Source organism: Hydrogenophaga sp. PBL-H3 (genome assembly GCF_010104355.1).
In the GTDB taxonomy this organism is placed as follows: domain Bacteria; phylum Pseudomonadota; class Gammaproteobacteria; order Burkholderiales; family Burkholderiaceae_C; genus Hydrogenophaga.
Window position 1 is genome coordinate 2,349,660 of record NZ_CP044972.1, and the last position, 13,659, is coordinate 2,363,318.

The window sequence follows — 13,659 nt, forward strand, 5'->3', positions numbered from 1 at the left end:
TGCTGAGCTCACACCCTTGTCACGCCTCCTCAAACGCCTGTTCGTGTGGCCCTTGCTGGGCCTGCTGGTTGCCGGTGCCTTCGGCGTCTGGTGGGTTGATGAGCCGCTGCAGCTGGCCCCTGGCGTGACCGAGCAGACGCCCCTGGATCTGGAGATTGCCCCTGGGCAGTCGGCACGTGGCATCGCCGAAAAACTCTCGTTGTCGGGTGTCCAGACGCCTTGGGTTCTGCTGTACGGCTGGTTCCGGGTGTCGGGCCAGTCGCGCGACATCAAGGCCGGCAGCTACGAGTTTGCACCAGGCACCACGCCGCGCAGCCTGCTCTCCAAACTGGTGCGGGGCGAGCAGGCCTTTCGCAGCATCACCCTGCTGGAAGGCTGGAACCACCGCCAGGTCTTCGAGCTGGTGCGCGCCTCGCCCGACCTGACCCAGGACCTCGAAGGCCTCGGTTCTGCCGACATCATGGCCCTCATCGGGTACCCCGGCCGCCACCCGGAAGGGCGTTTTTTCCCCGACACCTACCGCGTGGCCAAGCGCGCCACCGCATCCAGCGTGTTGCGCCAGGCAGCCCAGGCCATGGACAAGCGAGTGGCCGACGCCTGGGCACAGCGCGACAGCGGCGTGCCACTGCGATCGCCGGAAGAGGCGCTCATCCTGGCCAGCATCATCGAGAAGGAAACCGGTCTGGAGAGCGACCGCCAACGCATCGGCGGTGTCTTCACCAACCGGTTGCGCATCGGCATGCGCCTGCAAACCGACCCCGCCGTCATCTACGGCCTGGGCGAACGTTTCGACGGCAACCTGCGCCGCGACGATCTGCAGACCGACACCCCCTACAACACCTACACGCGAGCCGGGTTGCCGCCCACACCGATCGCCATGCCGGGGGCGGCGTCGCTGCGGGCGGCCGTGCAGCCGGGCGACACCAAAGCCATCTATTTCGTGGCACGAGGCGACGGCTCGAGCCAGTTCAGCGCAACGCTCGAAGAGCACAATGCCGCCGTGCGTCGCTACATCCTGCGCCGTTGATTCCCGCCCGAACCTCATTCCCTTCCATGCAGACCGCCGGACTTTTCATCACGTTTGAAGGCATTGACGGCGCGGGCAAATCCACCCACATCGCCGGCCTGGCCGAGGCCTTTCGGGCGCATGGGCGGGCCGTCACACTCACGCGCGAACCCGGCGGCACACCGCTGGCTGAAAAACTGCGCGAACTGGTGCTCAACGATCCCATGGACCCGCTGTGCGAAGCGCTGCTGATGTTCGCCGCGCGCCGTGACCACCTGCAGCAGGTGATCGAGCCCGCGCTGGCCCGAGGTGATGTGGTCCTTTGCGATCGCTTCACCGATGCCACGTTTGCCTACCAGGGCGCGGGTCGCGGCTTCGACCTGGGCGTGCTGCGCCAGCTTGAGCACTGGGTGCAGTCGCTGCCGGGTCAGGGTGGCCGCCTGCGCCAACCCGACCTGACGGTGTGGTTCGACCTGCCGCCGGCTGTTGCCGCCGAGCGTCTGGCGGGCGCCCGCCTGCCCGACCGATTCGAATCCCAGCCCCTGGCGTTCTTCGAGCGGGTGGCCGCAGGCTATGGCGATCGCATGCAACAGGACCCGGCGCGCTTCGCCCGCGTGCCCTCGGACCAACCCAGAGAGGCGGTGTGGCACCAAGTGCGACGCGCGTTCGAGCAGCGCGGCTGGCTGCGTTCGGAGCTTGCACCATGAGCGCCACGCTCGCACCCTGGCTGCAAACCCAGCTCGTCAGCCTGCTCGCCCAGCGCGGTCACGCCCTGCTGCTGTCGGGCCCGTCGGGCCTGGGGCAATACGATCTGGCCCTGGCGCTGGCACGTGCCTGGTTGTGCGAACAACCCACGGCACACGGCGCCTGTGGCGAGTGCGGCAGCTGCCACGCCATCGACGTGCGCACCCATGCCGACCTCTGCGCGCTCATGCCCGAGGTGCTCAGCCTTGAACTGGGCTGGCCGCTGGACGAAAGCGCACAAAAGGAGATCGATGACAAGAAACGCAAACCCAGCAAGCTGATCCGGGTGGAGGCCGCGCGCGACGCCGTGGCCTTCACCCAGACCACCCGCTCGCGCGGCAACACCAAGGTGATCCTGGTCTACCCGGCCGAGCGCATGAACATTGAATCGGCCAACACCCTGCTCAAGACGCTGGAAGAGCCGGTGGGCGAAGTGCGCTTCATCCTGGCCACCGAGTCGGCGCACCAGTTGTTGCCCACCATCCGCAGCCGCTGCCAGGCCCACGCGATGACTTGGCCGACGCAGCCCGAGGCGCTGAACTGGTTGATTGCGCAGGTGAGCACCGCGCAAGCGGGCGGCAAGTCGCCGGTCTCTCCGCCCACGCCCGAACAGGCTGCGGTGTGGCTGCAGGCAGCGGGCGGACGACCCGATGACGCGCTGGCCTGGGCGTCCAGCGGGTTGAACGCCCAGGCCTGGGCAGGTCTGCCGCAGGCACTGGCGCGTGGCGACTGGACCGTGCTGGCCGACTGGCCAGCTGCACAGCAGCTCGCCGTGTTGCAGAAGCTGTGTCACGACCTGATGGCCCATGGCACGGGCGCACCGGCCCGGTTTTTCCCCGCTTCGGGGCTGCCGGCCGCTGTGCGCATGACCGCGCTGGCCGCCTGGTCGCGCGAACTGATGCAGGCCGCGCGTTCGGTGGAGCATCCTTACAACCCGGGCCTCATGCAGGAAGCCTGGGCTGCGCGCACGCGCCAGGTGCTGGCGGCCAAGGCGCATTGACCGATCTTGCAACGGCGGAACGACTGCGCGAAGTACACAGCCCGGTATCGTTTCGCAGCCTCGCAACACGATGCACCCCGCACGGGATTGCCGCTAAACTCAAACCGATGAGCACAAACCCTTCTCCTTCGGCAGCTGCGGCACGCCCGAGCGTGATCCAGCTCTCCATCAAGGAGAAGGCAGCGCTCTACGCGGCATACATTCCGCTGTTCGCCGACGGCGGCATCTTCATCCCGTCTTCCCGCGAATACCGGCTCGGCGACGATGTGTATGTGTTGCTCAGCCTGCCGGACGACCCACAGCGTTACCCGGTGGCAGGCAAGGTGGCCTGGGTCACGCCGGCCAAGGCCTCGGGTGGTCGCACTCAGGGCGTTGGCATCCGCTTCCCGTCCGACGAGAAGTCGCGCATGTTGAAGCTGAAGATTGAAGAAATCCTCGGTGCCAACCTCGGTTCCGACCGCGCCACCCAGACGCTCTGAAGCTGTCGCGATCCCTGATCGGGCCTTGAAAGGCCTGCATCCCGTTGCCGAATTCCCAAGGCCCCGCATGTTCACCGATTCCCACTGCCATCTGAATTTTCCAGAGCTCAGAAGCCAGTTGCCCGAGATCTTGAGCGCCATGGCACAGGCACAGGTGGACAGGGCGCTGTGCATCTGCACCACGCTGGAAGAATTCGAGGAAGTCCACAGGCTGGCACTCGACAACAACAACCTGTGGTCGACAGTGGGCGTGCACCCCGACAACGAAGGCGTCCAAGAGCCCACGCTGGACGATCTGCTGGCTCGGGCGGCCCGCCCGAGGGTGGTGGGCATTGGCGAGACCGGATTGGACTATTACCGCCTCGGCGACCGCACCACGGCCGACATGGCCTGGCAGCGCGATCGTTTCCGCACCCACATTCGGGCCGCAAGACACACCGGCCTACCACTGGTGATCCACACCCGCAGTGCTTCTGAGGACACGCTGGCCATCCTGCGCGAGGAGGGTGGTTTTCAGGGCGATACCGGATCGATGGACGTGGCCCGTGGCGTGTTTCATTGCTTCACCGAAACAGTGGAGGTGGCGCGCGCCGCGCTCGACCTTGGGTTCTACATCTCGTTTTCCGGCATCCTCACGTTTCGCAGCGCGAGCGACCTGCGGGAGGTCGCGGCCTTCGTTCCACTGGATCGCATGCTGATCGAGACCGACAGCCCCTATCTCGCGCCGGTGCCCCACCGTGGCAAGACCAACTCACCCGCCTTCGTGCCGAGGGTTGCGCAGCAGATTGCCGAGATCAGAGGCCTGAGCGTCGCCGCTGTGGCGCAGACCACCAGCGTGAATTTTGATCAACTGTTTGACCGCGTGGCGTCTGCCGGGGTGGCATCCTGACCTCAGAACTCACATGAAAAATACCAAAAAGACCCATGTTTTTAAATGGCTGATGATGCTTTCGGCCTTGCTGTCCACCACGCTGTGGGCAGATTCGTTCAACGACTTCTTCTCGGCGGTCAAGCGCGACGATGTCGGCGCCGTTCAACAGTTGGCCCAGCGCGGGTTCGACCTCAACACCCGTAATGAGGAAGGCGAACATGCGCTGTTCCTTGCCTTGCGTGATGACGCACCTGCGGTGTCGGGCTTCCTCCTGGGGCAGGTGAAAGTGCAGGTCGAAAGCCGGACCAGCAAGGACGAGAGCCCTCTGATGATGGCCGCGCTCAAAGGCAAGCTGGAGGCAGCACGGCGCCTGATCAGCCGCCAAGCCGAGGTGAACAAGCCCGGATGGACGCCATTGCACTACGCGGCCACCAACGCCGACGACGAGAGTCTGCCCATGGTGCGCCTCCTGCTCGAGCACCACGCCTACATCGATGCCGAATCCCCCAACGGCACCACGCCGCTGATGATGGCGGCCCATTACGGTCGCCCTTCGGTGGTGAAGCTGCTGCTGGAAGAGGGCGCCGATCCCCTGTTGAAGAACCAGCAAGGCCTGACGGCGATCGATTTCGCCAACCGGGCCCAGAGAGCCGAATCGGCCAACATCATTGCGGCATTCGTTCGGGCAAAGCAGCCCAAAGGCCGTTGGTAGGCACAGTCCGAACGCCCAGAAAAATGAAGACGCGGTACTCAACCACCCCCCGTATGTAGGTGTAACCCACATGGGGAGATTCGCTTGACCGCATCAGAATCGCCACACCCGATATTCCGAGGAGACACTGTGAAACTGGCAAGTCAAAAAGATTTTTTCTCTGGTTTGATGTTCACCATCGTGGGCATTTCGTTCGCTGCTGGTGCGTTCAACTTTGACGTGGGGAACGCGGCACGCATGGGCCCGGGTTACTTCCCGCTGTTGCTGGGCGTGATCCTCACGGTGCTGGGGACAGCCATCACCGTCAAGTCGTTTGCCAAGGGCCAGCCCGATGGCGATCGCATCGGCGCGGTGGCTTGGCGGCCATTGATCCACATCCTGGGTGCCAACCTGGCATTCGGCGCTTTGCTGGTGGGGCTGCCCTCGCTGGGCATTCCTGCCATGGGCCTGATCGTCGGCATCTACGCGTTGGTGATCATTGCCGGCCGGGCCCAACCGAATGCCAGCCTTAAAGAATCGCTGATTCTGGCGACCATCCTCGCGGTGGGCAGCTACGGCGCCTTTGTCTTCGCACTCAAGCTCCAGTTCCCGGTGTGGCCGGCCTTCCTGACTCACTAATAACAACACGGAGACCCATCTCATGGAACTCATCGAACACCTCTCACTGGGCTTCAGCGTTGCATTTACCTTGCAGAACCTGCTGTACGCCTTTGTTGGATGCCTGCTGGGGACGTTGATCGGCGTGCTGCCCGGCATCGGTCCTGTCGCCACCATCGCCATGTTGCTGCCCGTGACCTATGGTCTGGAGCCCGTTTCTGCCCTGATCATGCTCGCCGGCATTTATTACGGTGCGCAGTACGGTGGCTCCACCACCGCCATTCTTGTGAACTTGCCTGGGGAGTCGTCCTCGGTGGTGACCGTGATCGACGGCTACCAGATGGCACGCAGGGGCAGGGCGGGCCCGGCGCTGGCCGCCGCAGGCCTGGGTTCGTTTTTCGCTGGCTGCGTTGGCACCCTCGTGTTGGCCGCATTTGCCCCACCTCTGACGGAAGTCGCGTTGAGCTTTGGCCCGTCCGAATACTTCTCGCTCATGATCATGGGCCTCATTGGTGCCGTGGTGCTGGCCTCCGGCTCACTGCTCAAGGCGCTGGCCATGATCGTGCTCGGACTCCTGCTGGGCCTGGTTGGTACCGACGTGAACTCCGGTGTGGCGCGCTTCAGCTTTGACATCCCCGAACTCACCGACGGCATCAGCTTCGTCGTGATCGCCATGGGCGTGTTCGGCTACGGCGAGATCATCAGCAACCTGTCTCATTCCGACGAGAAACGCGAAGTTTTCACCGACAAGGTCAAAGGTATTTTCCCGACCAAGGAAGACTTCAAGAACATGCTGCCCGCCGTGATCCGCGGCACTGCCCTTGGCTCGGTGCTGGGTATTCTGCCCGGTGGCGGCGCGCTCCTGTCGTCGTTTGCGGCCTACACCATTGAGAAAAAGACCAAGCTGCGCCCGGGCGAGGTTCCTTTCGGCCAGGGCAACATTCGCGGTGTTGCAGCACCCGAGTCCGCCAACAACGCCGGCGCGCAAACCTCCTTCATCCCGCTGCTGACGCTGGGCATTCCGCCCAACGCCGTGATGGCGCTGATGGTGGGCGCGATGACCATCCACAACATTCAGCCTGGCCCCCAGGTGATGACCTCCAATCCTGAATTGTTCTGGGGTCTGATTGCATCGATGTGGATTGGCAATGCAATGCTGATCATCCTGAACCTCCCACTCATCGGCATGTGGATCAAACTGCTGGCCGTGCCGTATCGCTGGTTGTTCCCGGCCATCGTGTTGTTCTGCGCGGTCGGCGTGTATTCGACCAACAACAACAGCTTCGACATCTGGATGGTCGCGCTGTTTGGAGCGATTGGCTATTTGTTCATCAAGCTGGGTTGCGAGCCGGCGCCTTTGCTGCTCGGTTTCATTCTTGGCCCGATGATGGAGGAGTACCTGCGCCGTGCCTTGCTGATTTCACGTGGCGACTGGTCGGTGTTTGTCACACGGCCCATCTCGGCTTCGCTGTTGGCCGCTGCCAGCTTGCTGCTTGTCATTGTGCTGCTGCCTTCAATCAAGAAGAAGCGTGAAGAAGCATTCGTTGAAGAATGATCGGGTCTAGCTGCAGAAGCTGACAAATCGAAGTGAGACAAACCTGGCCTTGTGCCGGGTTTGTTTTTGGCGCAAGCGTGGCTGATGGGCGTTTATGCAAGTTGTCTGTATGTTCCACGATGTATATCGTGCATTAGTCATGATAGCGAATTTCCTTCAATGGGTACGTAAATAAATACCGCCAATCAGGCCGCGAGGGACTTAATTGGCGGTAACTGAGTTACGTCCGCGAAGGGGCCGATTGGCCCGCCATCACCTTTGTCACCATGGGGGGCACACCCCCCATCCCCCCAGGCGGCAAACCGTTCCGATCCGCATAGGCCTGGACAGCAGCAGGGGGCGTAACACCGTTGGCCTTGGTCAACGAAGCCATATCCCGCAGCAAGGGCAGGGCACGGGTGTTAACAGCCGTGAGGTAGGCCTCCATGGCCACATTCACCTCACGCACCATGTTCCCCATCACAAACACCAAAGGACACTCGCTGTCCCTGTCCAAGCTGTCGCACACCTTCACGAAATACGTGAGTTGCAGCATTGCATCTTCAAGCGCACCACCAGTGGTGGCGATAACATCGGCATCAGCCATTTCGTAACTCCAATTCAGTTCGGTTTGGTCAGAGACGCCCGGGCCTGCATGCCTGGGCGTTCTCGCGTTTGATCGCCTACATGAGGGCTTCGAGCACGGCCCTCCCGATCAGCATGGCCAGCAGGGCCAGCGGGAACGCCAGCCAGACAGACATGGGTGTCACTTCACCGCCCCCGGATCGACGGGCCTACCGTCCACCAGAACCACACCAGCGCCCCCCGTCACCGCCGCCCACTCCCGGGCCGCCAGATCGGCCACAGAGCGCGTCAACAGGCCACGGAGCAGGGAAGACCCCTCGAACGGCAACTCACCCGCCCTGCGCGCTTTGGTGACCTCCTCCTGCTGAATCTGAGCAACATCGAGGCGAGCCGCACGGCCACCAGTACCCCCGCCGCTACCGCCAAGCTGGCGGGTTCGTTTTCTGGCCATACAGGCTCCTTTTTCATGTTGTGGAATTTCTTCCTGTTTTGCTATCGATTCCGAAGCATCAAGCGCCAGCCCGCCGTCGGCGACTCTCTCCCATTTCCTAAAGTGTTCTAAGAATGAATTAGGGCCGGTCGCCTGCGGCGACCGCCCACCGTCGGTGGGCGGCATGGCCAGCGCCGCCGCCGGCGGGCACGCTTGCGCATGCCCGGCCGTCGTCGCCACAGCCCGCCCAGCCCGTGAAGCTGACTCCGCGTAGAGGGCCGAGAACATCGCAGCCTTGCGGCACAGCAGCGACCACCAAGAGAAGTCGTGAGGGCTCAGCTCGTGCCCCTCAGGCGTGTACAGCCTGCCTGCGCTCAAGCTCCAGCCGCTCCAGGCGTCCCCGGGCAGCTCGTAATGCAGCTGGACCCGCAACAGCTTGTAGGCCGCGTACGGGATGCGCACACGGCCAGAAATCCAGGCGTGCACCGTGCGCGGCGTCACCTGAAGAAACTTCGCAGCATCGGCCACAGAAAACCCCAGGCGGGTGTACATGGCTTTGAACCGGAGGGCTTGTTCCATGCGGGTTTCAGGGCTGCAGGGCCGCTTCCTCGGTGGTGGTTTTATATTCCACGATGTATATCGTGCATTAGTCATGATAGCGAATTTCCTTCAATGGGTACGTAAATAAATACCGCCAATCAGGCCGCGAGGGACTTAATTGGCGGTAACTGAGTTACGTCCGCGAAGGGGCCGATTGGCCCGCCATCACCTTTGTCACCATGGGGGGCATACCCCCCATCCCCCCGTTTTTCGCACGATCGAGGTCGGCCAAATAGGGAAGGGCATCCCGACGCACAACGACGCCCAAAGCATCTACAGCAGCCTGCAAGGCGCGAGAACGATCCCACACCACGAGCAACCACGAAGGGACGTTGTGGTCGCCACCGAGGTCACTGAACGTCTCCATGAGCATCTCCATGTAAGAGGCCTCATGCTCTACCTTGACCAACGATTCAACAATAAGATCAGCCTTAGCCATTTCGTAACTCCAATACAGTTCGGTTTGGTTAGAAGCGCCTGGGTGTCTCACCACCTGGGCGCCTCGCATTAAGAGCGACGTTTCACAACGCTGGCCAACAACAACAGCGGCGCCTACGCCAGGTCAAACACCCCCCTTCACATCAACCGGCTTGCCGTCCACCAGAACGACGCCAGCACCCCCAGTCACGTCAGTCCACTCCCGAGCGGCCACAGAGGCCACAGAGCGCCCGAGAAGGCGATGCAACAGGGGCGACCCCTCCAAAGGCAACTTGCCGGTCCTGCGAAGCTCGTTGATGTCTTCCTGGCGAATCTGAGCCACGCCCAGGCGAGTCGCCCGGCCACCAGTGCCCCCGCCGCTACCGCCAAGCTGCCGAGTTCGTTTTCTTGCCATACAGGCCTCCTTTTCATAGTGTGAAATGTTTTTCGGGCTTGCTATCGATTCCGCAGCATCAAGGGGCAGCGGGCCGTCCGCAAGGTAGGCCACATTTCTAAAGTGTTCTAAGAATGAATTAGGGCCGGCCGGCTGCGCCGGCCGCCCGACTGCGTCGGTCGGGCCGCACTTCGCCGTGCCTGGCCACGCGCCTGGCTCCGCCAGCTGCGCGATGGCCTGGCCCGTCGCAGTCCGCCCAGCCGCTCGCTGCTGGGCGTAGAGCGCGGTGAACATCGAAGCCTTGCGACACAGCAATGACCACCAGGAGAAGTCATGCGGGCTCAGCTCGTGGCCCTCAGGCGTGTACAGCCTGCCTGCGCTCAAGCTCCAGCCGCTCCAAGCGTCCCCGGGCAGCTCGTAGTGCAGCTGGACCCGCAACAGCTTGTAGGCCGCGTACGGGATGCGCACACGGCCCGAAATCCAGGCGTGCACCGTGCGCGGCGTCACCTGAAGAAACTTCGCAGCATCGGCCACAGAAAACCCCAGGCGGGTGTACATGGCTTTGAACCGGTGGGCTTGTTCCATGCGGGTCTCAGGGCTGCAGGGCCGCTTCCTTGGTGGTGGTTTGATATTCCACGATGTATATTATGTAAAGTTAATGATCGAAGGTTGGTGTGCTCCTCAGGCTTGAAGCTTGCTTTGGATTCACAGGCCTTATCGAGGGCGCGCATCCCTACTATGCGGGGAAACACCAGCAGCCCTGTTACGGAGCACCGGGATGCGTCAACCTACAATCCAGACGCTTGTCTCAACCCACTTGGCGATTCTTTAGCCGCCATTGAAAGATGTCCATGAAAAACCTGTTTTTGTCTCTGAGTCTGATTGGCGCAGCCACCCTGGTTGGTTGCGGCAAAACCGAAACCCCGGCGCCCGAAGCGGCCCCTGCAGCAGCGCCTGTTGCTGCTCCTGCTGCTGCACCGGCCGAATTGCCTGAACTCAAGGTCGCAATCGACCCGACCTACGAGCCTTTCACCTTCAAAACTGCCGATGGAAAACCCACTGGTTTTGACGTGGACATCGCCGAAGCACTGTGCAACCAGATCAAACGCAAATGCGTTTACGTCGAGCAAGTGTGGGACAGCATGATCCCGGGCCTGCAAGCAAAGAAGTACGACGCCATCATCAGCTCGATGTCGATCACCGAAGAACGCCAGCAAGTGGTGGATTTCACCGACAAGTACTACTTCACGCCCAGCCGCATCGTGGTCAAGACAGGCACGGCGTTCACAGACGCCGCCTCTCTCAAGGGCAAGAAGATCGGCGTGCTCAAAGGCAGCACGCAAGAGAAGTACGCCATGGGTGAACTCAAGGCCGCGGGCGTGAATGTGGTTCCCTACGAGGCCCAGGACCAGGTCTATCTGGATATCAAATCCGGCCGTCTGGACGGCACCGTGGCTGACCAGGTTGAAGTCAATGGCGGCTTCCTGAGCAAGCCTGAAGGCGCCGGCTACGGGTTCGTTGGCCCTGTGCTTGCGGATTCCAAGTACTTTGGCACCGGCGTTGGCGTGGCCCTGCGCAAAGGCGAGACCGCTCTCAAGGATGAGCTGAACGCCGCGATCAAGGCCATTCGCTCGAACGGCGTCTACGAGACGGTCAGCAAGAAGTACTTCGACTTCGACGTCTACGGCAACTGAGTCATTGCGTCTTGTCCGGCTATTTCGCCTCCATCCTGCAGGGCGCCCTCCTCACGGTGGGCGTCTCACTGGCCGCCCTGGCGGTGGCGATCTTGCTGGGCTTGATGGGCGCAGTGGCCAAGCTGTCGGGCCGCCCCATTCTCGTGGGATTGGCCAGCGTCTACACCACGCTGGTGCGCGGTATCCCTGAGCTGGTGCTCATGTTGCTGATCTTCTACGGCGGCACCATTGGGCTCAACCACCTGCTCGAAGCGATGGGCAGCAAGTCATCGGTGGACATCAATCCGTTTCTCGCGGGCATGCTCACGATCGGGTTTATCTATGGTGCCTACATGACGGAGACCTTCCGCGGCGCGATTCTGGCCATTCCAAAGGGGCAGATGGAAGCGGCCTGGGCCTTCGGCATGGGCCCCATGCGCACGTTTTTACGCATCACGGCCCCCCAGATGGTGCGCTATGCCTTGCCCGGCTTCACCAACAACTGGTTGGTCCTGATCAAGGCAACCGCCCTCATCAGCCTGATTGGCTTGCAGGAAATGACCTACCTTGCCAAGCAGGCCAGCGCTGCCACCCGCGAGCCGTTCACCTTTTTCCTGTTTGCCGCTGCGTTGTTCTTGGTTTACACCTCCGTCTCGCTGTGGGCGTTGCGTTGGCTGGACCGCCGCTTCAGCTTGGGCGTGAAACGCGCCAACACCTGAGCACCCACCCATGAAATGGGAAGTCATCTTTCAGCCCAACACCCTGGCCATGTATGGCGAGGGTCTCATCACAACCCTTTGGTTGCTACTCTCTTCGCTGGGCGTGGGCACGGTGCTCGCCGTGCTGTTCGCACTGGCACTGACGAGTTCGGTGGCACCGCTGCGCTGGCTCGTCGGCGCCTACACCTATGTCATCCGAGGCACGCCGCTGCTGATTCAGCTCTATCTGATCTATTACGGCCTGGCGCAACTGGACTGGATCCAGGCGCGCTGGAACGACGTGTGGCCCTGGACGCATTTCAAGGAGCCGTTCTTCTGTGCCTTGCTCGCCTTCAGTCTGAACACCGCAGGCTACACCGCCGAGATGCTCGCCGGAGCGATCAGGGAAACCGCTGCTGGTGAGATCGAGGCCGCGCAGGCCATGGGCATGAGCTCGGCCACCGCCATGCGGCGCATCGTTCTGCCCAGCGCCATTCGCCGGACCTTGCCGGCGTACAGCAACGAGGTGGTCATGATGCTGCACGCCACCAGTCTGGCCAGCACCGTGCCCGCCATGCTGGACGTGACCGCAGCCGCCAGCCGCATCTACTCCGACTTCTACCTGCCCTTCGAGGCCTACATTTTTGCGGCCGCGATCTACCTCACCATCACATTCAGCCTGGTGGGCGCTTTCAAGCTCGCCGAGCGGCGTTTCCTGGCCCACCTGGCACCGCGCGGGCATTGAGGGCCCCGTCTCACTCGACACATGCAACGCACTGAATACCCCCTGCTGAGTCCAAGCCTGGGCAGCCAGAAGACTTTGGTTGGCTTTCACTTTGGTGTGCCCGGTGCCCGCCCCAAGGTGTACATACAGGCCAGCCTGCATGCTGAAGAGTTGCCCGGCATGCTGGTCGCGCACCACTTGCGTGAGCGCCTGGTAGAGGCCGAAAAGGCGGGACTCATTCGGGGCGAGATCGTCCTGGTGCCGGCGGCCAACCCGATCGGCCTGAGCCAGCGCCTGGACCACCGTGCCATGGGACGCTTCGAGTTCGACACGGCTCAAAACTTCAACCGCCACTACCCGGACATGGCCGCCGCGGTGCTGGCCGATGCCAGGTCTCGCATGGGTCCCAATGCCCATGCCAACGTGGCCACGGTGCGCCAGCTCGTGGGTGAGTGGCTTGCCCAATGGCAGCCCACCAGCGAGCTCGACTGCATGCGCCGGCGGTTGTTGCTGCTCTCCCACGACGCCGACCTGGTGCTCGACCTCCACTGCGACACCGACGCAGTGATGCACCTCTACAGCGAGGAAGCCTGCTGGCCACCGTTCGAGCCACTGGCGCGCCTGCTCGGCTGCCAGGCCGTGCTGCTGGCTCGCGAGTCCGGTGGAGGACCCTTCGATGAGCGTCTGTCGGGTCTGTGGTGGCAGTTGGCCGCTGCACTGCGCGCCGCAGGCTTGAGCGCGCCCCTGCCTCAGGCCTGTGCCAGCACGACCGTGGAACTGCGTGGCGAGGACAATGTTTCGCACGACACCGCCCGACACGACGCTCAGGCGATCTTTGCTTTTCTGGAACACGCAGGCGCGTTGGCCGCCACCGCTGTTCGCCCGCTGCCGCCCATGGCCTGCAGGCCAACACCGCTGGCGGGCTCGCAGACGCTGCGTTCACCCGTACCGGGCGTGCTCGTGTTTCTCGCAAAACCAGGTGCCCGTCTGGACGTGGGCGACGTAGTCGCCGAGGTGATCGACCCCACAGCCGCTGACTTTGCACGGGTGCACGAGGTGCGCGCCGAGGTCTCGGGCGTGCTGTATGCCACCGTGCGCGAGCGCTACATCGTTTCAGGCGGTGAAGTCGGCAAGATTGCCGGCGCCACACCGTTCCGCTCCGGCGACCTGCTGGGCGCCTGAGTTTTCATCCCCA

15 protein-coding genes are annotated in these 13,659 nt (G+C 62.7%); 12 read left to right on the forward strand and 3 right to left on the reverse strand.

Going from position 1 to position 13,659, the window contains the following annotated elements; all coding sequences use genetic code 11:
- Nucleotides 1-16 precede the first annotated feature (16 nt).
- The 8 genes from mltG to F9Z44_RS10970 all read left to right on the forward strand — a co-directional run bounded on the left by mltG (nt 17) and on the right by F9Z44_RS10970 (nt 6,964).
- Complete coding sequence (gene mltG, locus F9Z44_RS10935) at nt 17-1,027, forward strand: endolytic transglycosylase MltG (RefSeq protein ID WP_236574100.1); 1,011 nt, start codon at nt 17-19, stop codon at nt 1,025-1,027.
- A gap of 26 nt (nt 1,028-1,053) precedes the next feature.
- Nucleotides 1,054-1,713: a dTMP kinase gene (tmk, locus tag F9Z44_RS10940; protein ID WP_159606058.1), complete on the forward strand. Its 660-nt coding sequence runs from the start codon at nt 1,054-1,056 to the stop codon at nt 1,711-1,713.
- Complete coding sequence (locus F9Z44_RS10945; RefSeq protein WP_159606060.1) at nt 1,710-2,750, forward strand: DNA polymerase III subunit delta'; 1,041 nt, start codon at nt 1,710-1,712, stop codon at nt 2,748-2,750. The genes tmk and F9Z44_RS10945 overlap by 4 nt, the downstream gene beginning before the upstream one ends.
- 107 nt (nt 2,751-2,857) lie before the next feature.
- Nucleotides 2,858-3,229 (forward strand): PilZ domain-containing protein, encoded by a 372-nt coding sequence (locus F9Z44_RS10950; protein ID WP_159606063.1) that lies wholly within the window; start codon nt 2,858-2,860, stop codon nt 3,227-3,229.
- A gap of 67 nt (nt 3,230-3,296) precedes the next feature.
- On the forward strand, nt 3,297-4,118 hold the full coding sequence (locus tag F9Z44_RS10955; protein ID WP_159606065.1) for a TatD family hydrolase: 822 nt from the start codon (nt 3,297-3,299) through the stop codon (nt 4,116-4,118).
- A 13-nt stretch (nt 4,119-4,131) separates the two neighbouring features.
- Nucleotides 4,132-4,812 carry an ankyrin repeat domain-containing protein gene (locus F9Z44_RS10960; protein ID WP_236574101.1) on the forward strand — a complete coding sequence of 227 codons (681 nt, stop codon included), beginning with the start codon at nt 4,132-4,134 and terminating at the stop codon, nt 4,810-4,812.
- 129 nt (nt 4,813-4,941) lie between these two features.
- Nucleotides 4,942-5,430 carry a tripartite tricarboxylate transporter TctB family protein gene (locus tag F9Z44_RS10965; protein ID WP_159606067.1) on the forward strand — a complete coding sequence of 163 codons (489 nt, stop codon included), beginning with the start codon at nt 4,942-4,944 and terminating at the stop codon, nt 5,428-5,430.
- Between the two features lie 22 nt (nt 5,431-5,452).
- Nucleotides 5,453-6,964: a tripartite tricarboxylate transporter permease gene (locus tag F9Z44_RS10970; protein WP_159606069.1), complete on the forward strand. Its 1,512-nt coding sequence runs from the start codon at nt 5,453-5,455 to the stop codon at nt 6,962-6,964.
- A 220-nt stretch (nt 6,965-7,184) separates the two neighbouring features.
- Here F9Z44_RS10970 and F9Z44_RS10975 read toward each other — a convergent pair whose 3' ends face one another.
- From F9Z44_RS10975 to F9Z44_RS10985, 3 genes are all read right to left on the reverse strand, one after another.
- A complete protein-coding gene (locus F9Z44_RS10975) occupies nt 7,185-7,550 on the reverse strand; it encodes a hypothetical protein (RefSeq protein WP_159606071.1) in 366 nt (121 codons plus the stop codon).
- Between the two features lie 159 nt (nt 7,551-7,709).
- Entirely contained in the window at nt 7,710-8,537 is an 828-nt protein-coding gene (locus F9Z44_RS10980; RefSeq protein ID WP_159606073.1) for a VC1465 family Xer recombination activation factor, read from the reverse strand.
- Between the two features lie 583 nt (nt 8,538-9,120).
- Nucleotides 9,121-9,954: a VC1465 family Xer recombination activation factor gene (locus F9Z44_RS10985; protein ID WP_159606075.1), complete on the reverse strand. Its 834-nt coding sequence runs from the start codon at nt 9,952-9,954 to the stop codon at nt 9,121-9,123.
- Between the two features lie 266 nt (nt 9,955-10,220).
- On the opposite strand from F9Z44_RS10985, the gene F9Z44_RS10990 reads away from it, so the two are divergent.
- From F9Z44_RS10990 to F9Z44_RS11005, 4 genes are read left to right on the forward strand one after another with little or no spacing between them, the layout of a single operon-like run.
- Nucleotides 10,221-11,063, forward strand: a complete 843-nt coding sequence (locus tag F9Z44_RS10990; protein ID WP_159606077.1) for an ABC transporter substrate-binding protein — start codon at nt 10,221-10,223, stop codon at nt 11,061-11,063.
- 11 nt (nt 11,064-11,074) lie between these two features.
- A complete protein-coding gene (locus F9Z44_RS10995; protein WP_159606079.1) occupies nt 11,075-11,761 on the forward strand; it encodes an ABC transporter permease in 687 nt (228 codons plus the stop codon).
- 10 nt (nt 11,762-11,771) lie between these two features.
- Complete coding sequence (locus F9Z44_RS11000; protein WP_159606081.1) at nt 11,772-12,485, forward strand: ABC transporter permease; 714 nt, start codon at nt 11,772-11,774, stop codon at nt 12,483-12,485.
- Nucleotides 12,486-12,506: 21 nt separating this feature from the next.
- Entirely contained in the window at nt 12,507-13,646 is a 1,140-nt protein-coding gene (locus tag F9Z44_RS11005; protein ID WP_159606083.1) for a succinylglutamate desuccinylase/aspartoacylase family protein, read from the forward strand.
- Nucleotides 13,647-13,659: the final 13 nt, after the last annotated feature.

Coding starts and splice junctions, on each gene's coding strand:
- tmk (WP_159606058.1), top strand. CDS start 1,054: ATGCAGACCGCCGGACTTTTCATCACGTTTGAAGGCATTGACGGCGCG.
- F9Z44_RS10945 (WP_159606060.1), top strand. CDS start 1,710: ATGAGCGCCACGCTCGCACCCTGGCTGCAAACCCAGCTCGTCAGCCTG.
- F9Z44_RS10950 (WP_159606063.1), top strand. CDS start 2,858: ATGAGCACAAACCCTTCTCCTTCGGCAGCTGCGGCACGCCCGAGCGTG.
- F9Z44_RS10955 (WP_159606065.1), top strand. CDS start 3,297: ATGTTCACCGATTCCCACTGCCATCTGAATTTTCCAGAGCTCAGAAGC.
- F9Z44_RS10960 (WP_236574101.1), top strand. CDS start 4,132: ATGAAAAATACCAAAAAGACCCATGTTTTTAAATGGCTGATGATGCTT.
- F9Z44_RS10970 (WP_159606069.1), top strand. CDS start 5,453: ATGGAACTCATCGAACACCTCTCACTGGGCTTCAGCGTTGCATTTACC.
- F9Z44_RS10975 (WP_159606071.1), bottom strand. CDS start 7,550: ATGGCTGATGCCGATGTTATCGCCACCACTGGTGGTGCGCTTGAAGAT.
- F9Z44_RS10980 (WP_159606073.1), bottom strand. CDS start 8,537: ATGGAACAAGCCCTCCGGTTCAAAGCCATGTACACCCGCCTGGGGTTT.
- F9Z44_RS10985 (WP_159606075.1), bottom strand. CDS start 9,954: ATGGAACAAGCCCACCGGTTCAAAGCCATGTACACCCGCCTGGGGTTT.
- F9Z44_RS10990 (WP_159606077.1), top strand. CDS start 10,221: ATGAAAAACCTGTTTTTGTCTCTGAGTCTGATTGGCGCAGCCACCCTG.
- F9Z44_RS11000 (WP_159606081.1), top strand. CDS start 11,772: ATGAAATGGGAAGTCATCTTTCAGCCCAACACCCTGGCCATGTATGGC.
- F9Z44_RS11005 (WP_159606083.1), top strand. CDS start 12,507: ATGCAACGCACTGAATACCCCCTGCTGAGTCCAAGCCTGGGCAGCCAG.